The sequence below is a fragment of the Alloyangia pacifica genome (assembly GCF_900116195.1).
GTDB lineage: Bacteria > Pseudomonadota > Alphaproteobacteria > Rhodobacterales > Rhodobacteraceae > Salipiger > Salipiger pacificus.
Map to the genome: position 1 here is coordinate 183,244 of NZ_FOZW01000007.1, position 21,997 is coordinate 205,240.

20 protein-coding genes are annotated in these 21,997 nt (G+C 68.5%); 7 read left to right on the forward strand and 13 right to left on the reverse strand.

Going from position 1 to position 21,997, the window contains the following annotated elements; genetic code table 11:
* Positions 1 to 90: 90 nt before the first annotated feature.
* Positions 91 to 735, forward strand: coding sequence for a serine O-acetyltransferase (locus tag BM397_RS15970; RefSeq protein ID WP_092425863.1), 645 nt, complete (start codon positions 91 to 93; stop codon positions 733 to 735).
* Here BM397_RS15970 and BM397_RS15975 read toward each other — a convergent pair.
* Together BM397_RS15975 and BM397_RS15980 are read right to left on the reverse strand one after the other, a co-directional pair.
* On the reverse strand, positions 647 to 1,942 hold the full coding sequence (locus tag BM397_RS15975; protein WP_092425866.1) for a glycosyltransferase family 4 protein: 1,296 nt from the start codon (positions 1,940 to 1,942) through the stop codon (positions 647 to 649). The genes BM397_RS15970 and BM397_RS15975 overlap by 89 nt on opposite strands.
* Before the next feature lie 31 nt (positions 1,943 to 1,973).
* A complete protein-coding gene (locus BM397_RS15980; RefSeq protein WP_092425868.1) occupies positions 1,974 to 3,368 on the reverse strand; it encodes a hypothetical protein in 1,395 nt (464 codons plus the stop codon).
* A 304-nt stretch (positions 3,369 to 3,672) separates the two neighbouring features.
* Between BM397_RS15980 and BM397_RS15985 the strand changes: the two genes are divergently transcribed.
* Together BM397_RS15985 and BM397_RS15990 are read left to right on the forward strand one after the other, a co-directional pair.
* Positions 3,673 to 4,896 (forward strand): glycosyltransferase family 4 protein, encoded by a 1,224-nt coding sequence (locus tag BM397_RS15985; protein WP_092425871.1) that lies wholly within the window; start codon positions 3,673 to 3,675, stop codon positions 4,894 to 4,896.
* A gap of 242 nt (positions 4,897 to 5,138) precedes the next feature.
* Complete coding sequence (locus tag BM397_RS15990) at positions 5,139 to 6,089, forward strand: nuclear transport factor 2 family protein (RefSeq protein WP_092425874.1); 951 nt, start codon at positions 5,139 to 5,141, stop codon at positions 6,087 to 6,089.
* A 4-nt stretch (positions 6,090 to 6,093) separates the two neighbouring features.
* On the opposite strand, the gene BM397_RS15995 is transcribed toward BM397_RS15990, so the two are convergent.
* The 4 genes from BM397_RS15995 to BM397_RS16010 form a co-directional block, all read right to left on the reverse strand.
* Entirely contained in the window at positions 6,094 to 6,501 is a 408-nt protein-coding gene (locus BM397_RS15995) for a DUF805 domain-containing protein (RefSeq protein WP_092425877.1), read from the reverse strand.
* 89 nt (positions 6,502 to 6,590) lie between these two features.
* Positions 6,591 to 7,214: a DUF1523 family protein gene (locus tag BM397_RS16000; protein WP_092425879.1), complete on the reverse strand. Its 624-nt coding sequence runs from the start codon at positions 7,212 to 7,214 to the stop codon at positions 6,591 to 6,593.
* A 212-nt stretch (positions 7,215 to 7,426) separates the two neighbouring features.
* A complete protein-coding gene (locus BM397_RS16005) occupies positions 7,427 to 8,647 on the reverse strand; it encodes a M24 family metallopeptidase (RefSeq protein ID WP_092425881.1) in 1,221 nt (406 codons plus the stop codon).
* A 321-nt stretch (positions 8,648 to 8,968) separates the two neighbouring features.
* Complete coding sequence (locus tag BM397_RS16010) at positions 8,969 to 10,444, reverse strand: NAD-dependent succinate-semialdehyde dehydrogenase (RefSeq protein WP_092426226.1); 1,476 nt, start codon at positions 10,442 to 10,444, stop codon at positions 8,969 to 8,971.
* 89 nt (positions 10,445 to 10,533) lie between these two features.
* Here BM397_RS16010 and BM397_RS16015 point away from each other — a divergent pair, with 89 nt between their 5' ends.
* Positions 10,534 to 11,322, forward strand: a complete 789-nt coding sequence (locus BM397_RS16015; RefSeq protein ID WP_092425883.1) for a hormone-sensitive lipase — start codon at positions 10,534 to 10,536, stop codon at positions 11,320 to 11,322.
* 38 nt (positions 11,323 to 11,360) lie between these two features.
* Here the strand turns inward: BM397_RS16015 and BM397_RS16020 are convergent, their stop codons facing one another.
* Entirely contained in the window at positions 11,361 to 11,906 is a 546-nt protein-coding gene (locus BM397_RS16020) for a putative pterin-binding protein (RefSeq protein ID WP_092425885.1), read from the reverse strand.
* Positions 11,907 to 12,140: 234 nt separating this feature from the next.
* Here BM397_RS16020 and BM397_RS16025 point away from each other — a divergent pair, with 234 nt between their 5' ends.
* A complete protein-coding gene (locus tag BM397_RS16025; RefSeq protein ID WP_092425888.1) occupies positions 12,141 to 14,300 on the forward strand; it encodes an esterase-like activity of phytase family protein in 2,160 nt (719 codons plus the stop codon).
* Positions 14,301 to 14,409: 109 nt separating this feature from the next.
* Here BM397_RS16025 and BM397_RS16030 read toward each other — a convergent pair whose 3' ends face one another.
* Complete coding sequence (locus tag BM397_RS16030) at positions 14,410 to 15,309, reverse strand: LysR family transcriptional regulator (RefSeq protein WP_176806697.1); 900 nt, start codon at positions 15,307 to 15,309, stop codon at positions 14,410 to 14,412.
* A 110-nt stretch (positions 15,310 to 15,419) separates the two neighbouring features.
* Here BM397_RS16030 and BM397_RS16035 point away from each other — a divergent pair, with 110 nt between their 5' ends.
* A complete protein-coding gene (locus BM397_RS16035; RefSeq protein ID WP_092425891.1) occupies positions 15,420 to 16,400 on the forward strand; it encodes an NAD(P)-dependent alcohol dehydrogenase in 981 nt (326 codons plus the stop codon).
* 106 nt (positions 16,401 to 16,506) lie between these two features.
* On the forward strand, positions 16,507 to 17,049 hold the full coding sequence (locus tag BM397_RS16040) for a GNAT family N-acetyltransferase (protein WP_092425894.1): 543 nt from the start codon (positions 16,507 to 16,509) through the stop codon (positions 17,047 to 17,049).
* Between the two features lie 178 nt (positions 17,050 to 17,227).
* Here the strand turns inward: BM397_RS16040 and BM397_RS16045 are convergent, their stop codons facing one another.
* From BM397_RS16045 to BM397_RS16065, 5 genes are all read right to left on the reverse strand, one after another.
* A complete protein-coding gene (locus tag BM397_RS16045) occupies positions 17,228 to 17,704 on the reverse strand; it encodes an Hsp20 family protein (RefSeq protein ID WP_092425896.1) in 477 nt (158 codons plus the stop codon).
* Between the two features lie 150 nt (positions 17,705 to 17,854).
* The gene (locus BM397_RS16050) at positions 17,855 to 18,640 is read right to left on the reverse strand and encodes a trypsin-like serine peptidase (protein ID WP_245696103.1); all 786 of its coding nucleotides are present in this window, start codon (positions 18,638 to 18,640) and stop codon (positions 17,855 to 17,857) included.
* On the reverse strand, positions 18,637 to 19,416 hold the full coding sequence (locus BM397_RS16055) for a trypsin-like serine peptidase (RefSeq protein ID WP_342707620.1): 780 nt from the start codon (positions 19,414 to 19,416) through the stop codon (positions 18,637 to 18,639). The genes BM397_RS16050 and BM397_RS16055 overlap by 4 nt, the downstream gene beginning before the upstream one ends.
* 79 nt (positions 19,417 to 19,495) lie before the next feature.
* The gene (gene glcF, locus BM397_RS16060) at positions 19,496 to 20,800 is read right to left on the reverse strand and encodes a glycolate oxidase subunit GlcF (RefSeq protein WP_092425899.1); all 1,305 of its coding nucleotides are present in this window, start codon (positions 20,798 to 20,800) and stop codon (positions 19,496 to 19,498) included.
* A gap of 24 nt (positions 20,801 to 20,824) precedes the next feature.
* Positions 20,825 to 21,958: an FAD-binding protein gene (locus BM397_RS16065; protein ID WP_092425902.1), complete on the reverse strand. Its 1,134-nt coding sequence runs from the start codon at positions 21,956 to 21,958 to the stop codon at positions 20,825 to 20,827.
* Positions 21,959 to 21,997 lie beyond the last annotated feature (39 nt).

The following is a 21,997-nucleotide window of genomic DNA, read 5'->3' on the forward strand; positions in this document are numbered from 1 at the left end:
CTCGCGGGAGACTAGCCGCAGAAGTGTTGCGAAACTGCGAGGCCGACGCAAAAATATCGGTCAGGGGAACGGTGCGGAGCGCAGATAAGTATGAGTGACGAGGGTATCTCGGCCAACAAGCCGGATTGGACGCGCGAGCAGGTGCGGGGCCTCTGGGATCCCGGCTACCGGCAACTGCGGGCGATCCGCCGCTACCAGGCGGCGCGGGAAAGGGGCGGCATCGCGGCTGGTCTGTTGGCGAAATACTGGGTGCTGTCGCACTGGCTCTGGTCTCTGATGACGCAATGCGAGCTGCATCTCAACACCCGGATCGGGGGCGGGCTGCGGCTGCCGCATCCGCAGGGGATCGTTGTGCATCCCGACGCGGAGATCGGCGTCAACTGCCTGCTCTTTCACCAGGTGACGCTGGCGGGTCGGGTGGTGCTCGGTGGGCATGTGGACGTGGGTGCCGGGGCAAAGATCCTCGGTCCGGTCACCATCGGCGATCACGCGGAGATCGGCGCCAACGCGGTGGTCACCCGTGACGTGCCGCCGGGCGCGGTGGTTGCCGGGGTGCCAGCCCGGGTGATCTCGTACCGACGTCGTCCGTGTCCCGACCCGGGCCCGGACACGGCGTCAGCCGCTGCCCCGGACGGGGACGCAGAGATCACGGAAACGCCGGGGGCTTTCCAGGGCGTCCCTGCGCGATCCACTCGTACACCTGCGCCACCTGCGCGGCCTTCTGCGCCCAGGTGAACCGTGCGTGCACCCGCTCCCGCGCGGCCTGCGCCATGGCTGGCAGCGGGGCGGGGTCCGCGGCGAGCGCCTCCAGCGCGGCGGCGAAGGCCGAGATGATGCCGGGACGGTCGCTGCAGGGCAGCTTGAACCCCGTGCCCTCGGTGACCAGCTCGCCGGGGCCGGCGTAGTCGACGATCATCGGCACCACCCCCAGCGCCATGGCCTCGAGCACGACGCCGCCGCCGAACTCGCGGATCGAGGGGAAGGGCAGGAGGTGGCAGCGGCACAGCACGTCCTGCACCTCGTGGTGGTCGAGCCAGCCGTGGAAGGTGACCGCCTGTGTGACCCCAAGGGCGGCAGCACGCGCCTCGAGGCTGGCCCGAAGCGGTCCGTCGCCGACCATCTCGAGCGTCATCCGGCCGTCCCGGAGCAGCGGCGCGGCGGCCTCGAGCAGCATGTCCGGCCCCTTGTAAGGCACCATCCGCCCGACGAAGGCGGCGCGCAGCGCGCCGGGCTCGGGGGCGGCCCGCTTGTTGAAGCGCGTGGGGTCGATGCCGTTTTCCGGCAGGTAGATCAGCTTGTCGCGATAGCGCGCGGGAATCTCCGAGGCGGTGTGCTGCGAGCCGGCAAGGATCGCGGAGGCCGACCGGAGCGTCGCTCCGCGGCCGGGCATCGCCTTGTAGGCGCCGCGCAGGTAGCTCAGCCATTCCCGCTCGCGCCGGCGTTCCGCGTCGAACCCCTTCGGCCAGGGCACGCCGCCGTTGAGCGGGCCCAGCACGAAGGGCACCCCGGCGCGCGCGCAGCGTCCGGCGAGCGGCGAGGCGACGGTGGGGCTGAGCGGGGTGATGCGATGCACCAGGTCCCAGGCATGGTTGCGGATGCCGGGGCCGAAGGCCTTCCAAACCAGCTGTTCGAAATAGGGGTAACTGAGAGCGTTGACCGCCTGAACCATGGTCCAGCCCTTGCCCTCGCCCATGCGCAGCACTTCGGCGAGTTTCCACAGCGGGCGGGCGAACGCCTCGGAGTCGATGGCGGTGAAGTCCCGGCCCTCGACCTGCCCCGCGCGGATGAAGGCGTCGCGGTTGCGGACCTGGGTGACGATGTGCACCTCGGCGACCTCGCGCAGTGCCGTCGCCAGCGACCAGCCGACCAGCGGCACGCTGACCCACTCGGGATTGGCGGCCTCGGCGATCGCCAGGACGCGGGGTTTCCGGGGTGATGTCATCTGAGCAATCATCTGAAACGGGAGGAAAGGGCTAGAGCACGGACTGCCAGCCCAGCTTCTTGGGCTGATCCGGGGCAACAAACTGGCTGCGCCGGGTCTTCAGCGACTCGGCGTAACCGGTGAGGGCGCCGGCGACGAGCCAGGTCAGCGGTGTGAGCGTGGCATTGGGCACCATGTCCGACAGGTTGATCGCCAGGAGCAGCGAGAGCGGCGCGATGAAGGGCGAGATCGCGTCGTGCCCGCGTGTGGTGCTTTCCCGCCAGAGCAGCAGCAGCGGCAACAGCAGCAGCCCGAACTCGGCGAGGAAGCCGACCCAGCCGTAGACCCCGATGACGATGATCCAGCGGCCGTCGGTCACAGTCAGGATAGCGCCGCTGACCGGGTCGAGGATGTGGTTGCGCCCCCAGCTGCCCCAGCCGAACACCGGCTTTTCGTAGGCGCGGTCGAGCAGGGTGTTCTCGTTGTCGAAGCGGAAATCCAGCGAGTAGGCGCGCTCGGGGTCGATCTTCGCGGCCTGGGCGAGGATGGTCTGCTCGGGCACGAGGTGCGTGCCCTTCAGGACCGGGTAGGTGATCGCCATCAGCCCGATCAGGATCGCCACGCGGATCTGGGCCATGCGGCTCAGCAGCAACACCGCCGGGATCAGCAAAACCGCGAAGATCAGCGCGCCGAGCGATTTGGCCAGAACGAGGATCAGCGTCAGCCAGAGGGCCGCCATCAGCATCTTCATGTTGCGCTCGACCCGCCAGAGGGCCCAGGCCGAGACCGCGGCGGTCATCATGAAGAAGGCGACCCAGAGGCCGTGGTAGAGGAACACCACCGGGCGGTAGCCGTCGGCCCGGATCGATTGGCCGAAGAGGTGCTGGTAGTAGCCGTAGACCCAGTTGTTCAGCTGCGGCGAGAGCCGCATTTCGACCAGCATCGGCAGCGTGTAGAACAGCCCGCCCCAGATCAGCGCCACCAGCAGGTGCCGCTGCGCGCCCCCCTGTGCCAGGAACTGGCGCGCCAGCAGGAAGGGCAGCACCAGCAGCACCTGCTGCAGCACCAACGCCACCCCGTCCTTGATCGTCAGCCCGGGCAGGCCGATCTGGCCGTAGAAGACCGGCTCGGTGTTGGTCACTGCCGTGAGAGCCGGGGAGAACACGTAGGTGATCAGCAGGACCTTCCCGGGCAGCGAGCGCGGCAGCAATCCGCCCGGCATGCCGTAGCGCCAGAGGCAGAAGGCGAAAGCGGTGAGCGCCGGGATGTTGTGCTTGGTCAGCGGCGGGAACATCGGCAGGTCGAAAACCGCCGGGGGTTCGGGAAGGATCAGGTAGCCCGCCAGCAGCGCGGCGACCAGCGCCCGGTCGGGCGCCATGCGGCGGAACAGGACGATCGTGACGATCGGCCAGAGCGCCAGCATCAGAAAGGCAAGAGGGTTCGGCATACCTTGTGCGACCCGTGAACCAGACTACTCAAAACAGCCTTCCGGGCAGCACACCCATGCGCGCGGAGCAGGTGTCAGACCTATCATGCGCGGCGATCCCTGTCGCCTGCGGAGCGGCAGGAATGTCGGCGATCAGGCGGATTTGGCACAGTTTGCCCGAAGACGCGGGGTCACGGCTGGCCGATGGTGTCGCACTTGGCGTAAATCGCCGCGAAACCGCAGGATTGTTCTTTTGGAGACATGATCCTGCCCGATTGGAGGTGCAGCCTTTCTTTGGGGAAGGTTTCAGGAGCACGAGTGCGGGATGGGTCGTCGGCCTCTCAAGATCGCTTATCTGAGTGACTTCTCGGCACGCGACCGGAATCTCTATTCGGGCGGCAACGCGCGCATCCACGATGCGCTGCAGGCCCACGCAGGGGAGGTGACGATCCTGCCGACGGACTGGGGCCCTGCCGAGCCGCTGCGCCGTGCGATCCTCGCCTTGCCCGATACCCTCAGCCTGCGGCTTCGGTGGCGCGCCCAGACAGCGCTGGCGCCACTGGTGGCGCGCCGGATCGAGTCGGCGCTGCGACAGGACCGCTACGACGTGCTATTCGCGGCCTATGCCTTCCAGTCGCTGCGCGGGCTGCGGCTGCCCTACCCGATGACCGTCGCTTACACCTCGGACGCCACGCACAGCATCTACCGGGGATCCGAAATCGGCCAGGCGCACCCGGGGCTGATCCCGGGCGGACGGCTGTTCGACGCCTGGGTCGAGCGCGCCGAGGCGGAGGTGTTCCGCCGTGCCGACCTGCTGCTCTGGCCCTCGCAATGGCTGATGGACAAGAGCGCGGCGCGTTACTGCCTGTCCGGGGACAGCATGCATCTGGTGCCCTGGGGTGCCAATATCCCGCCGCCTCCGCCGCCCGCGCAGCGCCCGATCTCGCGCTCGGCGCCGGTGCACCTTCTGGTCGTGGGCCGCAACTGGGTGGCCAAGGGCGGTCCGGTGGCGCAGGAGGTCATGTGCCTGCTGCGCGCCCGCGGCATCGACGCGCGGCTGACGGTGATCGGCTGCGTGCCGCCGCCGGAAGCGCGCGGTCCCCATACCGAGGTGCACCCGCAGCTCGACAAGGCCGTGCCGGAACAGGCGGCGCTGTTCCAGCAGCTTTATGCCCGCGCGCATTTCACCGTCATGGCCAGCTTCGAGAGCTACGGTTTTGCCTTCTGTGAGGCCTCGGCGCATGGCGTGCCCTCGCTCTGCCTCCGCATCGGCGGGGTTCCGGTGCGCGACGGGATCAACGGCTTTGCGCTGCCGCCCGGCAGCGGCGCGGAGGATTTTGCCGCGCGCATCCTGGCCTGCCTCGACGCGCCGGACAGCTACGCCGCGCTGGTGCGCAGCAGCCGTGCCGAGTACGAAGCGCGGCTCAACTGGGACGCCTGGGGGCAACGCGTCTCCGGCCTCCTTCAGGCGCAGGTCGCGAGGCGCGGGGCGGTTCCGCCCGCGGCAGAGGCGCAGGCCGTGTCACCGCGGGTCGCCGCGGCAGAGTGATCTGCGGCGGGACGGGCCGGGACGCGTAGATCCAGCGGGATCGTCGCTCGTTGCCGTCGGTGCACCCGTTTCCCGGAGGGCACGGTGCAGACCTCGGGCAGCCAATATCGCCCAGTCCGATGCATGCCTTATTTTTGACTCATTTTGCTTGCCTCGCGGGTCGTCCGCGTGTTCCCCTGAATACGGTTGTACTTTTCAGGGGTCGATCACGGGGTCGGCTTCTTCGACGGAAGGTGACAAGTGTGCCGTTTCTTGCCGGGTTCGACCCGCGTTGGCAGGACGCTGACCAGTATCTCTCCGCGCTGACCCGCGATCTCGACGAGGGGCGGCGTCTCGACCTGCTGGACGAATACCTTTCGCCCGAGGTGATCTCGCACGGCGGCAGCGGGGCGCTGACCGAGCCCGAGGTCCTCGGCGCGGCGCTGGCCAGCCGGCTGGCCGCGCTCACCGGTCCGCACCTGTTGCTGGAGGAACGGCTCTGGCATGCCGCGGAGGCCAATGCGCTCTATGCCGCCGAACGGTTTCACGTCACAGCCCGGCATGATGGCGCAGGGCTCTACGGCCCGCCGAGCCGTCGTCGCTTGTGTTTTGCGCAGATGAGCGAGCGGCTCTGCCGTTCCGGCAGGCTGGACGAGCAATGGGTGCTGCGCGACGAGGCCGCGATCCTGGCGCAGCTCGGTCTGCAGCCGGAAGAGGGCGCGCGGTTGCGCCTTGCCTCCGGGGTAGAAGAGCAGGTCCCCTCGCGCGACGCCGGCACCGGTGATGGCGATCCCTGGGGGGAGGCGCTGGCCGAGCTGATCGGGCGGGTGATGTCGGGCGAGATCGCTGTTCTGGCCGAGCAATACGACCCGGCGGCGGAGCTTTTCCTGCCCGGGGCCGAGATCGGCTGCGGCCCGCGCGAGGCCGAGACCTTCTGGGTCGGGCTGCGGGCGGCCTTCCCCTCGGCCCGCTTCGAGGTGCATCACGCCCTGGGCAGCGAGAGGCCGCTGGCGCCGCCGCGTGCCTGCATCCGCTGGCGTCTGGTGGGGCGGCACGACGGCCAGGGCGCCTTCGGTGCGCCCACCGGCGCCCCGGTCGAGATCCTGGGGATGACTCATGCCGAATTCGGGCCGGACGGGCTGCGGCGCGAGTGGACGCTCTACGATGCCCCCGGTGTCTGGGTGCAGATCCTGCGCGCCACCGGCGGCTACTGAGCAGTCATTTATTGGGCGGCGGACCGTAGCGGTTGTCGCTGGGCGTGCCTTTCGAGGCCAGCCAGACGATCAGCAGAATGACGCCGATCAGCGGGATCAGCGCGATCCAGTACCACCAGCCGCTGCGGTCCGTGTCGTGCAGTCGCCGCACGGTGACCGAGATGTAGGGCAGCACGACGGCCAGTCCGAAGAGCAAGGAGAAGGGCGCGAAGGTGGTCTGCGACGAGACCGCGGTGGTGGTTTCGGTCGAGACCGTGGTGGTCTGGCCGAAGAGGGCGAGGTCGAGCAGGCCAAGGAGCAGGCCGCCGCCATAGACGAACAGCGCGAACCACCAGAACTCCGGTCGTGCCGCGCGCCCCGAGAAGGTCACGTAGTTGCGAAAGCAGGTCCTGACCGCATCCACGAAGCCCATGTCGATCCCTCGTCCCGATTGTCCAGCGTCGCCATCAGCATACACGCCGCGGTGCCTTGGGGCGAGTGTCGAGGGGGGCGCCCCGGGCCTCAGCCCTTCTTGCGCCCGAAGAAGCCGCGGATCCGCCCGCCGGCCTCGTCGATATTGTCGCCCATCTCCTCCAGCGCCGGGTCGATGCGCGCCCGGCGGAAGCGCCGCCAGCGCACCCAGACCGCCCAGCAGAGCGCTGCGAGCAGGGTCAGTACGATGATGTTGGTCCAGGGGATGATGCGCGCGTCCGGCCCGTCCACCGGGGTGATCTTCACCGCGTTGGGGTAGATCGACAGGAACTCGTTGCGCCAGCCGTAATGCTTGATCGCCACCCATTGCGGCTCTGCGGAGCCCGAGCGCAGATCGTTGGCCTCGGCCTGCAGGTTCGAGGTGTCGAACTTGAAATAGGGCGGCCAGCCCCAGCTGGTGTCCTCGTTGCGGTAGACCATGACCTTGTCGCTGGCCAGCCGCGTCTGGATGAAGAAGACGTCGCGCCCGCCGGTGGCGGCGGCGCTCTTGCTGCCAGCCTGGCTCCAGAACCAGCGGTTCACCGAGCCCGGCGTCTCGCGCTTCTCGTAGGTGTCGGTGATGCGGGCGATGTCATGCTGTGGCAGCGTGTAATGCAGGAAGGCGCCGACGAGGAGCCAGAAGAGCACGATGAAGGTCCATTTCACGTAGGTCACTGGGGCTCTCCTGATGATGCGGCGTGCAGGCGCGGCGCGCCCTCTCCTCAGGTGACCTGTCGGGGCAGGAAAATCAACCGTCTGGCGGCAAAACAAGCCAAGCTCCGCCGCTGGATCGCGCGCGCGTCCGGCTTCGTCTAGACAAAACTATCCCGGGGGTGTCCGCGCAAGCGGACGGGGGCAGAGCCCCCATCCTTTCTCGAGGTGAAACCCTAGCCGACCACGTTGAACCCCGGACCGTAGGGATAGCCGGTGATGTTCTCCGCGCCATCTTCGGTGATCACCAGGATGTCGTGCTCGCGGTAGCCGCCGGCGCCGGGCTGACCTTCGGGGATCGTCAGCATCGGCTCCATCGAGACCACCATGCCGGGCGCAAGCACCGTGTCGATGTCCTCGCGCAGCTCCAGCCCGGCCTCGCGGCCGTAGTAGTGCGACAGCACGCCGAAACTGTGGCCGTAGCCGAAGGTGCGGTACTGCAGCAGGTTGCGCTCCGACAGGAAGGCGTTGAGCGCATGGGTCACCTCGGCGCAGCTCACCCCGGGCTTCAGCAGCGACAGGCCGAGCTCGTGCGTGGCGACATTGGCCTCCCAGATCGCAAGGGACGCGGCATCGACCTCGCCGACGAAGAGCGTGCGCTCGAGCGCCGTGTAATAGCCCGAGATCATCGGGAAGCAGTTGAGCGAGAGGATATCGCCGCGCTGCAGGGCGCGCGCGGTGACCGGGTTGTGTGCGCCGTCGGTGTTCAGCCCCGACTGGAACCAGACCCAGGTGTCGCGGTACTCGGCATCCGGGAAGCGCTTCGCGATCTCCAGCTCCATGGCGTCGCGCCCGGCCATGGCGACGTCGATCTCGCGTGCGCCCTCCCGGATCGCCTCGCGGATGGCGTAGCCGCCGATGTCGGCGACCTGCGCGCCGTGTCGGATGAGCGCGATCTCGGCGGGGGATTTCATCATCCGCTGGCGCATGGTGGCCGCGGCGATGTCCGTGGTCCGCGCGGGCGCGAGGAACTCGTCGAGCAGCGCCTTCTGCGCCAGCGTCAGGTGGTCGGCCTCGAAGCCGACGACCTTGCCGGTGCCGGTCACCTCGCGCACGGCGCGCCAGAGGTTGTTCCGGGCCCAATCGGTGTAGGTGATGTTGTCGCCATGGCAGCGCCGCCAGGGCTGACCGGCGTCGATGCCGGCGCTGATCGTGACGCTGTCGGTGGGCGTGACCACCAGTGCGTAGGGGCGGCCGAAGCTGCAGTAGAGGAAGCCCGAGTAGTAGGCGATGTTGTGCATCGAGCTGAGCACGCAGGCGTCGAGCCCCTGCGCCGCCATCTCGGTGCGCAGGCCGGTCAACCGCGCCTCGTATTCCCGGGGCGCGAAGGGCAGCGGGGCCTTCTCGCCGTTGTGGAACCGGTAGGTCGCGGGGCGGGTGGTCGGTTGGTGGTCCATATGGCCCTCCTTTGGATGCGGAGGGAGGGGGACCCGACCCTGCCGCACAGACAAAGCAAGGTCCCGGCGTTCAGGACGGTTGTGTCTTCGGGTGACGGGGAGTCACCGGCTGACAGGGCGTGCCACGCGGCACCGGCGACGCCATCGCCTGCCCGGAGCGAAGGATGCTGCGTGGCGGCGGCTTTGGCAAGGGGGCTGTTTCACGTGGAGCGTGACGCTGGGGGAGGGCGAAGGAGCGAGGGGCCAGCCCCTCGCGCTCCCCGGGATATTTACGACATATGGAAGTACGGACGGGAAGTACGGACGGTGGTCGGTCGCGCGTCAGACGCTCAGGCAGACGTATTTCATCTCGAGGTAGTCCTCGATGCCGTGGTGGCTGCCCTCGCGGCCGAGACCCGACTGCTTGACCCCGCCGAAGGGGGCGAGCTCGGTCGAGATCAGACCGGTGTTGACGCCGACGATGCCATACTCCAGCGCCTCGGCCACCTTGTACACGCGGCTCAGGTCCTTGGCGTAGAAGTAGGAGGCGAGGCCGAAGATGGTGTCGTTGGCCATCTCGATGACCTCGTCCACGTCCTCGAACTTGAACAGCGGGGCGAGCGGGCCGAAGGTCTCTTCCGTCGCGAACTTCATCTCGCGGGTGGCGCCGGTGACGATGGTCGGGCCGAAAAACTGGCCGTCGAGCTCCTGCTCCTCGCTGCCGAGAAGGAGCGTGGCGCCCTTCTCCCTGGCGTCGCGGATATGTTCCTGCACCTTGTCGATGGCCTTGGTGGTGATCAGCGGGCCGAGATCGGTGCCCTCTTCCAGCCCGTCGCCGACCTTGAGCTTCTTCACCGCCGCGGCGAGCTTCCCGGCGAAGGCGTCATAGACCCCGGATTGCACGTAGATGCGGTTGGCGCAGACGCAGGTCTGGCCGTTGTTGCGGAACTTGCAGGCAATGGCCCCTTCGACCGCGGCGTCGAGATCGGCGTCGTCGAAGACGATGAAGGGCGCGTTGCCGCCCAGTTCCATCGAGCATTTCATCACCTGGTCGGCGGCCTGGCGCAGCAGGATGCGGCCGACCTCGGTGGAGCCGGTGAAGGTCAGCTTGCGCACCTTGGGGTTCTCGCAGAACTCCTTGCCCGCCTCCGAGGACGACGAGGTCGGCACCACGTTGAACACGCCCGCCGGGATGCCGGCGCGCTCGGCCAGCACGGCGATGGCCAGAGCCGAGAGCGGGGTTTCTGAGGCCGGGCGGGCGACGAAGGAGCAGCCGGCGGCCAGCGCCGGACCGGCCTTGCGGGTGATCATCGCGTTGGGGAAGTTCCAGGGCGTGATCGAGGCGGCGACGCCGATCGGCTGCTTGAGCACCGTAATGCGCTTGTCGCGGGCGTGGCCGGGGATGGTCTCGCCGTAGACGCGCTTGGCCTCCTCGCCGAAGAACTCGATGAACGACGCGCCATAGGCGATCTCGCCCTTGGCCTCGGCCAGCGGCTTGCCCTGTTCGGCGGTCATGATGGTGCCGAGATCGTCTTGGTTCTCCATCATCAGGTCGAACCACTTGCGCAGCACCTTGGCGCGCTCCTTGCCGGTCCATTGCGCCCAGGCCTTCTGCGCGAGGTAGGCACCGTCGATGGCCCCGGCGATCTGCGCGCGGCTGAGGTCGGCGACGCGGGCGATAACGTCGCCGCGGGCCGGGTTGGTGACCTCGAATTCGCCGTCCGCGCCGGTGATCCATTCGCCGTTCACATAGGCACGGGTGGCAAGCAGGCTGGGGTCCTTCAGCAGCCCGGGAAGGTCGGTGGTCTGGTCAAGCATGGCGATCTCCATTTGTCCTGCCGCGTTTCCTGCTGCGGGCGTCGGCGTATCTGCTATTCCCTACTCTAGTACGACAAGGGAGAAAGACGATGGACCTCAGCGACGCATATGCCAATGCCGCCTACATTCCCGGCGCGGCGGACTTCCCGCCCCGCTGGAGCGCGGCGGCCGAGGCGTTCCGGGCGCAGCTTGCCGACGAGGGTAGATACCGCAGCCTCGCCTACGGGGCGGGCGCGCGCGAGGCGCTGGACCTGTTCCTGCCCAAGGGGGAGGCGAAGGGCCTCGTGGTCTTCGTGCACGGCGGCTACTGGCTGCGCTTCGACCGCTCGGTCTGGTCGCATTTCGCCGCCGGACCGCTGGCGGCCGGCTGGGCTGTGGCGATGCCCTCCTATGATCTGTGTCCGGACGTGCGCATCTCGGAGATCACGCGCCAGGTGGCGGCGGCGGTGAGCAAGGCGGCGGAGGAGGTCGCGGGCCCGATCCATCTGACCGGCCATTCTGCAGGCGGGCACCTGGTGGCGCGGATGCTGGCGCCGGGCCTGCTGCCAGACGCTGTGGCCGCGCGGATCGCCGGGGTGGTGCCGATCTCGCCGCTGGCCGACCTGCGCCCGCTGATGCAGACCGACATGAACGCCGGGCTGAAGCTGGAGGCTGCGGAGGCCGAGGCCGAGAGCCCGATCTTCCAGCCCGCGCCGCAGGTGCCGGTCACGGTCTGGGTCGGCGGCGACGAGCGGCCGGTGTTCATCGACCAGGCGCGCTGGCTGGGCGAGGCCTGGAACTGTGCCGTGGTGATCGACGCCGGATTGCACCATTTCGACGTGATCGACGGGCTGGCCGAGGCGGACAGCCCGCTGTGCCGGGCGGTGACCGGAGGTTAGGGAGCCGAGGGGCTAGCCCCCGGCACCTCGGGCAAGGGTCACTCGGGGAGCTCGACGATCTGCAGCAGCTGCCAGACCGTCAAGTTGTGCACCGCCTCGACGTCCAGCTCCGGGTGGGCGTCGTAGGGGAACATCACCCAGAGCGGACCGTTCTCTTCCAGCGGGAAGGGCTCGTCGTTGATGCGGGTGGTGACGATCGGATAGTCGCCGGTCAGGAACTCGGCATTCGCGTCCAGATCGACGCGGGCGTGATAGCCGTCGTCGGCGACGAACTCGATCACCTTGCCCGATGCCGGGCCGGGCAGGCCGGCCATCTCCAGCACATCGATCAGCAGCGGGCCGCTGAAGCTCTGTTCTTCCCAGGTCCATTGCGTCTCGGTCCTGAATGCATGCTGCGGCAGCGCCTCCAGTGCCGCCCGGTCGAGCGTCGTCTCGGTGCCGTCGGCGGCAATGATCGTCAGCAGGGTTTCGGTGGCCATCGCCGGGCTGGCTGCCACTGTGCAAAGCGCGAGGGCGGCGGCGCAGGCCGGAATCTTGAAAGTGTTGAAATGGGCCTGGACGGCGGCTGAAAAGGCGTTGGGCAAGTTTAATCTCCTGCTGGACTTCAAATACTCACGGGCAGAGCCGGTGCGGGGAAATATCCCCACCGAGCCTCCGGTTACCCGCGCACTATGGCTCGGCTTTGCGGCAATTCCTGCGCAACCACGGGCCATTGTAAAGGGCTGTTTTCCGTAGCGTCATCAATGCGTCACCGAGGCATCACACGGCTGTTACGTCGCTGCCCCATGGCGATGCGGACCGAAACAGGGGGACGTCCCATGACCATCCGTACGCTGTGCCTGACCTCGGCTCTGGCTCTCTTCGCCGGGGCCGCTCAGGCCGAGATGACCTTCAACCGCATCGCCAGCTTTTCCACGCCCGAGAACATGGCCGAGGGCGAGGACCGCGCCCGCGTGACCTCGGCCGAGATCATCTATGCCTCGGAAGACGGCAATACGCTGGTCTACACCGACAGCCCGCTGGGCGTGATCGGCCGCATCGACATCACCGAGCCGCGCGCGCCGAAGCCGCTGGGCAATATCGAAATGGGCGGCGAACCCACCTCGGTGGCCGTGGCGGGCGGCACCGCCTTTGTCGGGGTGAACACTTCGGAGAGCTTCACCAACCCCTCGGGCAAGCTCGAGATGGTGAACATGGAGAGCGGCGAGATCGTCGGCGAGTGCGACCTCGGCGGCCAGCCGGACAGCGTGGCGCTGTCGAAGGACGGAAGCTTCGTCACCATCGCCATCGAGAACGAGCGTGACGAAGACGCAGGCGACGGCCGCGTGCCGCAGATGCCCGCGGGCTATGTGGCGATCCTCGACGTGGTGGATGGCGCAGCGGATTGCGCCAGCCTCGTGAAGGCCGATCTGACCGGCCTTGCCGAGATCGTGCCGGAAGACCCCGAGCCCGAGTTCGTCGACGTCAATGGCGCCGGTGAGATCGTGGTCACCCTGCAGGAGAACAACCACATCGTCGTGCTGAACAAATCGGGCGAGGTGCTGAACCACTTCTCCGCCGGGAGCACCGACCTGACCGAGATCGACGGCACCGACGAGCGCGGCGCGCTCAACTTCACCGAGAGCCAGATGGGCCGTCTGCGCGAACCCGACTCGGTGCAGTGGATCGACGACGCGCATTTCGCCATCGCCAACGAGGGTGACATGGACGGCGGCTCGCGCAGCTTCACCGTTTTCCAGAAGGATGGCACCGAGGTCTACGACAGCGGCAACAGCTTTGAGCATGCCGTGGTGCAGGTCGGCCACTACCCGGACAAGCGCTCCGACGCCAAGGGTGCCGAGCCCGAGGGCATGGAGTTCGCCACTTTCGGCGGCACGCCCTACATGATCCTGCTCTCCGAGCGCGGATCGGTGGCGGGTGTCTACGACTTGACCGATCCCGCAGCGCCCGTGCTGAAGCAGATGCTGCCCTCGGGCATCGCGCCCGAAGGTGCCGTGGCCATCCCGCAGCGCAACCTTCTGGTCACCGCCAACGAGGAAGATCTGATCGAGGACGGCGGCGTACGTGCCCACGTGATGATCTACGAGTATGCCGAGGGCGAGGCGATGTATCCGACCCTCACCTCCGAAGGCGCGGACGCGCTGATCGGATGGGGCGCGATCTCGGGGATGGTCGCCGGCGAGGACGGCATGGTCTACGCGGTCAACGACAGTTTCTACGGCTACCAGCCGCGGATCTTCGTGATCGACCCGAGTTCGAAACCGGCGAAGATCACCCGCGCCATCGAGATCACCCGCGCGGGCATGCCGGCGCAGAAGCTCGACATCGAGGGGATCACGCTCGACGGTGAGGGCGGCTTCTGGCTCGCCTCCGAAGGCAATACCGCGAAGCTGATCCCGCATGCGCTCTATCACGTCAATGCTGAGGGTCAGATCGAGGACGAGGTGGGCCTGCCCTCCGAGTTGCTCGCCGGCGAGAAACGTTTCGGCTTCGAGGGTGTCACCATGGTGGACGGCACGCTCTGGATGGCGGTGCAGCGCGAGTGGGGCGACGATCCGAAGGATCACGTGAAGCTGGTCTCCTACAACCCCGAGACCGAGGAATGGGGCGCCGTGCGCTATGCCAAGGCCGCGCCTGACAAGGGCTGGGTGGGCCTGTCGGAGATCACCGCGCATGGCGACCACGTCTACGTGGTGGAACGCGACAACCAGATCGGCGCCGAAGCGGTGACCAAGAAGGTCTATCGCATCCCGCTGACCGAGATGGTGCCTGCACCGCTGGGCGGCGCGCTGCCCGTGGTGAGCAAGCAAGAGGTGCGCGACCTGATCCCCGACCTCAAGTCCTGGGGTGGCTACGTGGTGGACAAGGTCGAGGGCCTCGCCATCACGCAGGACGGCACCGCCTACGTCTCGACCGACAACGACGGCGTCGACGACAGCTCGGGCGAAACCTTCTTCTGGTCGTTCCAGCTCGACTGATTGCAGCGAATTGAGGAAGGGGCGCCGTGCGGGAAACCGTGCGGCGCCCTTGCCGTTCATGGTGCGGGTGGAAAGCTCTCGCCGTGCGTATTTGGAAAGAGAAGAAGAATCAGGGCGCGCGCAGCAGCGGCGGGATTAGCTCCGACAGAAGGTCGTAGACGAGGCGGATGCGGCGCGCGCTGTGCAATTCGCGGTGGGCGACGAGCCAGACCGGGAAGGGGATTTCCAGCGAGGGCAGGGCGCGGGTCAGCTGCGGGTCGGGATCGCCGAGGCCGATCGGTCCGACGCCGATGCCCAGCCCGGCGCGGGCCATCTGCCAGTGCACGAGGTGGCTGGAGCTGACCAGTGGGAAGTTCGCATCGGTGACCGGCACGCCGAGCTCGCGCAGGAAGGCGCGGTGCGGGCCGGGGTCCTCGAAGGCGATGAACTCGGCGGCGACGAGATCGGGCAGGGCGGTGATCGGCGGCAGCGTGGCAAGGTAGCCGGGGGTGGCGTAGAAGCTGCCGCGGTCCTCGGCGACGCGTTTTGCGATGAGGTCGGGCTGCTCGGGGCGGGCGTTGCGCAGGGCGATGTCCGCCTCGCGGCGGCGCAGGTCTCGGATGGCGTTGGAGGCGAGGATCTCGATGGTCAGCCCGGGGGCGGCGGCGCGAATTTTCGGCAGCAGTTGCGGGAGGAGCCAGGCGGCGTAGATCTCCGAGGCGGTGATGGTCACATGCCCGGCAATCTGCTGCTGCTGGCCGGAGGCAACGCGAGACAGGCGCTCTGCCGCCTCGCCCATGGCGCGGGCGTGCTCGGCCAGTTGCATCCCCGCCTCGGTGAGCTGCAACCCGGTGCCGTGACGCGCGAAGAGGGTCAGGCCCAGCTCCGCCTCCAGCGCCGCCACCTGCCGCCCGAGGGTCGGCTGGCTCATGTTCAGCGCCCGGGCCGCGCCGGAAAGCGAGCCCTGCTCGGCGGTCGCGAGAAAGCCGCGCAGCCGGTTCCAGTCAAAGCGGAGGTTCTGCCAGTCCATGCGTATTTGTATGGGTGTGGTGCAATATCGGTCAATATTCCTGCGTAATCGTGGGGTGTATCTCGGGTCCAACCAATCAGAATCCGACACCGAGCCCCGAGGAGCCCGCCATGAAAGCCGCCACCGCCCGCCGCTACGGCCCCGCCGATGTCCTGCGCATCGAAGACCTGCCGCGCCCCGAGCCCGGCCCGGGCGAGATCCTGATCCGGGTGCGTGCGGCCTCGGTCACCACCGCCGACTGGCGGCTGCGGGCCGCCGAATTCCCGGGCGGGCTGGCGCTGGTCGGGCGGATGGTTGCCGGCCTTTGGAAGCCGCGCCACCTGGTGCCCGGCTCGGATGTCGCCGGAGAGGTCGCGGCGCTGGGCGCGGGGGTCGGCGGTTTCGAGGTCGGGCAGCGGGTGCTGGCGGTGCTCGGCCACGGTGGGCATGCAGACTATGCGCTGGCCAAGGCTGACGGCGCGGTGGTGCCTCTCCCGGAGGACATGGGCTTCGACGAGGCTGCGGCGCTGCCCTTCGGCGGGCTGACGGCGCTGGAGTTCCTGCGCGACGTGGCAAACCTGCGCACCGGGCAGGAGGTGCTGATCCTTGGCGCCTCGGGCGGGGTCGGGGCCTACGCGGTGCAGATCGCCGCGGCGCTCGGCGCGCATGTGACCGCGGTTGCGGGACCGGGGCGCGAGAGCCTCCTGCGTGGTCTCGGGGCAGAGCGCGTGCTCGACTACCGCAAGGACGAGATCGCGGGGCGTTTCGATCTGGCCTTCGATACGGTGGGGGCGACGCACTGGCCGCAAAGCCGAGGGCTGCTCGGCAAGCAGGGCCTGTTCCTGCCGCTCAACTTCGGGCTGGGGGACCTGTGGCACCTGCTGCAGGCGAAGCTCTCGGGCGGGCCGCGCATGGTGCTGCACGTGAGCGGCGACAGCCGCGCGGGGTTGGAGGCCCTGTTGGACCTGTGGCGCGCCGGCAAGCTGCGCCCGGTCATCGACTCCCGCTTCGCCCTGAAGGACATCGCCGAGGCACATCGCCTGGTGGAGACGCGGCATCGCGCCGGGGCGGTGGTGCTGGAGGTCGGTGGGGACGAGGCCGGCAACGGCTGAGATTCTGAGCATCGCGGGGCAGCAAACCGTTCCCCCGTGCAATGGGCGGTCAGCTGTGGTGGATATGGCGCCAAGCACATTGCGGCAGGAAAGGCGGGTTTTTGCGATGAACGACACCAAACGGGTTCCCGTCCTGGAAACAGACCGCCTTATCCTGCGCGGTCACCGGAGCGACGACTTCGATGCACTCTCGGAGATGTGGGCCGATCCCCGCGTGGTCGCGCATATCTCGGGGGTTCCGTCGTCCCGCGAGCAGTCCTGGGCACGGCTGCTGCGCTACACCGGGCACTGGCTTCACCTGGGGTTCGGCTATTGGGCGGTAACCGACAGGGCGGAGGGCACCTTCCTGGGCGAGGTGGGCTTCGCCGACTACCGCCGCGACACCGACCCGGACCTCGCGGGCACACCGGAAGCCGGATGGGTCTTTGCCGCCCATGCCCACGGCAAGGGGTATGCGACCGAGGCGGTCACGGCGGCGCTGAGGTGGGCGGATGAGAGGCTTGGTCATCCCGCGACGGTGGCGATGTTCGATCCGGCCCATGTCGCCTCGATCCACGTCGCAAGGAAGGTCGGCTTTGAACGGGACCGCATGGGGCGCTACGGGGAGAACGAGGCGCTGTTCCTGTACCGGCCGCGCCGCGCGCGCTAGCTGGCGCGGGGGCGCTCCGCAACGCTGCAAGTCAGAGCGCTGAGGCGGGGCTGCGCCGGGAGAGCAGGCGTGACGGGGTTTGCAAGAGGGTCCGGGACATCTGGATGCAAGAAGGCCCCGCTGCGTCCAGCGGGGCCCCACACTCAGGTCAGTGCGACCCGAGACCGAAGATCACCGGTCAATTGACCGATTGCGCGTCGACCACGTCCTTCTCGATGGCCGTGGTGCGCTGCGGCTTGGCGATGGCGATCCGGCGCGGTTTCAGCGCCTCGGGGATCTCGCGGCGCAGGTCGATGTGCAGCATGCCGTTCTCATGCGTCGCGCCCTCGACCCGCACGTGGTCGGCAAGGGTGAAGCGGCGCTCGAAGGCGCGGGTGGCGATGCCGCGGTGCAGGTAGCTGCGCTCTTGGCCGTCGTCGGATTTCTTGGCGGAGACCACCAGCGCGTGATCCTTCACCTCGACCGAGAGGTCCTCGTCGGAGAAGCCGGCCACGGCGATCGAGATGCGATAGGCATCATCGGCAGTCTTCTCGATGTTGTAGGGGGGGTAGCTGGGCTGGGCCACGTCGCTGGCCAGCACCCGGTCCATCATGTCGGCGATCTGGTCAAAACCGACAGTGGCGCGATAGAGCGGGGCAAGATCGAAATGTCGCATGGGAATCCTCCGTTGAGCGAGACTGTGCGATACCGTTGTGCTGCGCCTTTCCATCCGGAACAGGCGCTGGGTTGGTCCGGAGCCCTGTCACAGGCGCCCCGGTAAAGCTCAGATGGGGAGCGGTTTTCGGCGTTTCAAGAGGCCGGAACTTCAAGGCCGCACGAAGCGCGCGCCGGTCCCCTCGCGCCCGCCGCCGACAGTGATGCGCCGCGCACCAGTGCTCGCGACGGGCCGGGCATCTTCATTGCGCAGGCGGGCGGCGAGCTCGGGCACCAGCGCGGCGATGCCGGGGCCGTAGGCCGAGCCGCCGCCGGTCGAGGAGATCACCGACAGGATGCGCAGCCGTCCGTTCTCGCGCAGGAACACCGGCGCGCCGGAACTACCGAAGGTCACGTCGCAGTCGAAGCCGAGCACGTCATCGGCGTAATGCGCGGTGACCGCGCAGGACGGCTCTCGCGACAACACCTCCTCGCGGCCCTTGCCGTAGCTGAGCACGGTGACCTCGCTGCCCTCCGGGGCGTGCTGCAGCACCCGGAAGGGATCGGCTTCGGCGCTGGTCACCGGGGCCTCGAGCTTCAGCAGGGCGACGTCCACGGCGACGGTCGCATGGGTGGGGCGCGGCAGTTGCACGTATGAGGGCGGGGTGACCCAGCGGCGGACACGCTGCGCCACGATCTGCGAGCCGCGGTAGTAGCCGGCACGAAAGGTCAGGCTGCCCGGCGGACGCGGGGTGCCGTCGGGGGAAAAGACGCAATGCGCCGCAGTCAGGACAATATCTGGGGCGATCAGTGCGCCGGTACAGAAGGCATCCTCGGCGTCGAGCCGGCCCACCGCCTCCCAGCCCAGCAGGTCGCCGCGCCCCTCGATCACGTCGAAGTTCGCCTGCGCCGTGGCCAGTCCGGGCAACAGCAGGAGAAGGGCGAGCAGCGCCCTCACGGCTTGATGAACTTTGCGCCGGTGTCGCGCCGGTCGCCGGCAGGGAGCGGGTTGAGCACGATGTCCTCGTCGAGCGCGCCGCGCAGCTCGGAGAGCGGGCCGGACAGTCCGGTGGCCAGCGAGACCGGCGCGCCGTCTGCCTCGGCCTTGGCCGAGATCACCGAGACGATGCGTGGCTCCCCGCCTTCGAAGGAGAAGACCGGTGAGCCGGAGCTGCCGAAGTCGACGGTGCAGTCGAGCACCAGAATGCCGTCCTGACGCTCGAGCACGCCGCAATAGTCCTGCAGTGCAGGGGCCTCGGAGCGGTCATGCGCGTAGGAGACCACGCCCAGCTCGTCGCCCGTCTCGGGGAAGGGGCCGAGCCCGAAGGGCGCGATGCTGCTGTTGCGGATCGGCAGTTGCAGCTCGATCACCGCGAGGTCGCTGCGCACCCGTTCGGGACTGGCCGGCGCACCGAAGTCGTAGCTGTCGAGCGAGATCGCCCGGCGGACCCGCCGGTAGGCCGCGGCGCGGCCGTTGCGCCAGCCTGCAAGGAACTGGATCTGTTCGACCGGCACGCGCGCGCCGTTGCGTGCATCGAACAGGCAATGCGCGGCGGTCAGAACGAGGTCCGGCGCGATCAGCGCGCCGGTGCAAAAGGCCTGTCCGGCGATCTCCAGCCGGCCGACCGCTTCCCAGCCGCGCCCGTCCTCGCGGCTTTCCATGGAAAACAGGCCACCCTGTGCGGAGGCTGGCGAGGCCAGCAGCGCGGCGAGCAGCGCAATGAGGTATCGCACGAAAATGACTCCCTGTTCGCCCGCTTACGCTAGGCAGAGTCTGGGGCGAAATTTGGGCGCGCCGGGGGTCTCAAAAGGGTCAGGCCAGCGCTTCCAGCGCGCGCGGTTTCGGCCCGCCGGTCGCCCAGTCAAGCAGTTCGACCGTATGCACAACCGGCAGCCCGGTGCCCGAGCCGATCTGCATCATGCAGCCGATGTTGCCCGCCGCGATGAGCTGCGGTGCCTTGGCCTCCAGCGTCTGCACCTTGCGGTCACGCAGCTGCTTCGAGATCTCCGGTTGCAGCAGGTTGTAGGTGCCGGCGCTGCCGCAGCAGAGATGGCTGTCGGCGGGCTCGACTACCTCGAACCCGGCGCGCTTCAGCAGGTCCTTGGGCGCGGCTTTCACCTTCTGCCCGTGCTGCAGCGAGCAGGCGGCGTGATAGGCGACGCGCAGGTCCTTCGGCGCGCCCGCCAGCATCTCCTCGGGGATCTCGAGATCGCGCAGCAGCTCGCTGATGTCCATGGCCTTGGCCGAGACCTTTGCCGCCGCCTCCGCCAGCGGCGAGCTGCGGAACATGTGGCCGTAGTCCTTCACCGTGGTGCCGCAGCCCGAGGTGTTGATGACGATGGCATCGAGCCCATCGCCCTGCATCTCGGCGGTCCAGGCGTGGATATTGGCCTCGGCAGAACCATGCGCCTGCGCCTCGCGCCCCATGTGGTGGGTGAGTGCGCCGCAGCAACCCGCCCCCTTGGCGACCACCACCTCGCAGCCCAGCCGGCGCAGCAGACGGATGGTGGCGTCGTTGATGTCGGTGTTCAGCGCCTTCTGTGCGCAGCCGGTCATCAGCGCCACGCGTTTGCGCTTCGGTGCCACGGGGGCAAAGCTCTGCGGGTCATCGTTGCGGCTGACCGGCGGAATGCGCTTCGGTGCCATCTCCAGCATCGCCTTCAGTCGCGGGTCGGGCAGCAGCCCGGCAAACGGGCGGCCCAGCTTGGCCAGCGCCAGCGCCAGGCGGAAGCGCATCGGGTGCGGGATGATCTGGGCAAGCAGCCAGCGCAGCGCCCGGTCGTGCCAGGGGCGGGTGTAGTTTTTCTCGATATAGGCCCGCGCATGGTCCACGAGGTGCATGTAATGCACGCCCGAGGGGCAGGTGGTCATGCACGACAGGCACGAGAGGCAGCGGTCGATGTGCTTCACGGTCTTGGCGTCCGGCACCCGCTCGTTCTCGAGCATGTCCTTGATCAGGTAGATGCGCCCGCGCGGGCTGTCGAGCTCGTCGCCCAGCACCTGGTAGGTCGGGCAGGTGGCGGTGCAAAAGCCGCAATGCACGCAGGAGCGCAGGATCTCGTTGGCCCGCTCGGTGCCCGGATCGCGCAGCTGGTCGGGGGTGAAATTGGTCTGCATGTCTTGGTCCTCAGCTCGCTCGGGTCACGCCATCAGGCCGGGGTTCAGCACCCCGCGCGGATCGAAGCGGCGGCGCAGCGCCGTGCTCAGGGCGGCCACGGGGGCGGGATCGGGATGGAAGGCAGGCACTCTGCCAGATGCGCTGCCAGATACGCTGCCAGATATGCTGCCGGTGCCCCGAACCCGCGTGGCATGGCCCTTGAAAGCGCCGAGCCGGGTGCGGGCGTCGGTGCCCTCGGGCAGCAGCGCCCAGACCAGCCCACCGCCCCAGTCGTAGAGCAGCGCCTCGGCGCACAGCCGGGTGGCCAGCTCCGGCGCGTCCGAGGGTGTGCACGACAGCCGCCAGACATCCCCTGCGCGGCCCTGCAGCGGGGCCGCGTCGCGCACCCCGGCCCAGAGCGCCGCCCCGGCCGCAGCACCGGTCTCCTCGGTGATTTCGCGCCCGGGGAAGAGCGCCTTCAGGCGTTCCAGCCGATAGGCGACCGAGCGCGCGAAGCCCTCGATGCGCAGCAAGGTCTGTCGCGCGGCGGGGTCATGCGCCGCGCCGGTCACGTCGTAGGGCGCGCCGAGCGCCGCCGACATGGCGGCCACGGCCTCGGTATCCGAAAGCCCGTGCAGCACCAGCGTCGCGGCGGCCTCGGGCTTGGGCAACACCTTGAAGCTCACCTCGGTCAGTACCCCGAGCGTGCCGTGGCTGCCTGCCATCAGCTTCACAAGGTCGTAGCCGGTGACGTTCTTCATCACCCGCCCGCCGTTCGACACAATGCTGCCCGCGCCATCGACGAAACGCACGCCCAGCAGGAAGTCGCGGCAGGCGCCGGAGGCGATGCGCCGCGGCCCCGAGGCATTGGCCGCCACGATCCCGCCCAGCGTGCTGGTGCCCTGCGCGCCGAGCAGCCCGCGCATGTCCGGCACCTCGAAGGCCAGCCGCTGGTTCTCGGCATCCAGTGCCGCCTCGACCTCTGCGAGCGGCGTGCCCGCCCCGGCCACAAGCGTCAACGCGCCCGGCTCGTAGAGCGTGATCCCAGAGAGGCCGCCGGTCTCCAGCGGCGCACCCGCAACGTCGCCGATGCTGCGCGTGCCGCCGCCGCGGATGCGCAGCGGCCCGTTGCTGGCGGAGATCATCTCCGCGAGGTCTGTCTCGGTCTCAGGTCTCATCAGGCTTCCACATGGTCAAAATATCCCGGGGGAGTCCGC

Coding starts and splice junctions, on each gene's coding strand:
- BM397_RS15970 (WP_092425863.1), top strand. CDS start 91: ATGAGTGACGAGGGTATCTCGGCCAACAAGCCGGATTGGACGCGCGAG.
- BM397_RS15975 (WP_092425866.1), bottom strand. CDS start 1,942: ATGACATCACCCCGGAAACCCCGCGTCCTGGCGATCGCCGAGGCCGCC.
- BM397_RS15980 (WP_092425868.1), bottom strand. CDS start 3,368: ATGCCGAACCCTCTTGCCTTTCTGATGCTGGCGCTCTGGCCGATCGTC.
- BM397_RS15985 (WP_092425871.1), top strand. CDS start 3,673: ATGGGTCGTCGGCCTCTCAAGATCGCTTATCTGAGTGACTTCTCGGCA.
- BM397_RS15995 (WP_092425877.1), bottom strand. CDS start 6,501: ATGGGCTTCGTGGATGCGGTCAGGACCTGCTTTCGCAACTACGTGACC.
- BM397_RS16005 (WP_092425881.1), bottom strand. CDS start 8,647: ATGGACCACCAACCGACCACCCGCCCCGCGACCTACCGGTTCCACAAC.
- BM397_RS16010 (WP_092426226.1), bottom strand. CDS start 10,444: ATGCTTGACCAGACCACCGACCTTCCCGGGCTGCTGAAGGACCCCAGC.
- BM397_RS16015 (WP_092425883.1), top strand. CDS start 10,534: ATGGACCTCAGCGACGCATATGCCAATGCCGCCTACATTCCCGGCGCG.
- BM397_RS16025 (WP_092425888.1), top strand. CDS start 12,141: ATGACCATCCGTACGCTGTGCCTGACCTCGGCTCTGGCTCTCTTCGCC.
- BM397_RS16030 (WP_176806697.1), bottom strand. CDS start 15,309: ATGGACTGGCAGAACCTCCGCTTTGACTGGAACCGGCTGCGCGGCTTT.
- BM397_RS16035 (WP_092425891.1), top strand. CDS start 15,420: ATGAAAGCCGCCACCGCCCGCCGCTACGGCCCCGCCGATGTCCTGCGC.
- BM397_RS16040 (WP_092425894.1), top strand. CDS start 16,507: ATGAACGACACCAAACGGGTTCCCGTCCTGGAAACAGACCGCCTTATC.
- BM397_RS16045 (WP_092425896.1), bottom strand. CDS start 17,704: ATGCGACATTTCGATCTTGCCCCGCTCTATCGCGCCACTGTCGGTTTT.
- glcF (WP_092425899.1), bottom strand. CDS start 20,800: ATGCAGACCAATTTCACCCCCGACCAGCTGCGCGATCCGGGCACCGAG.
- BM397_RS16065 (WP_092425902.1), bottom strand. CDS start 21,958: ATGAGACCTGAGACCGAGACAGACCTCGCGGAGATGATCTCCGCCAGC.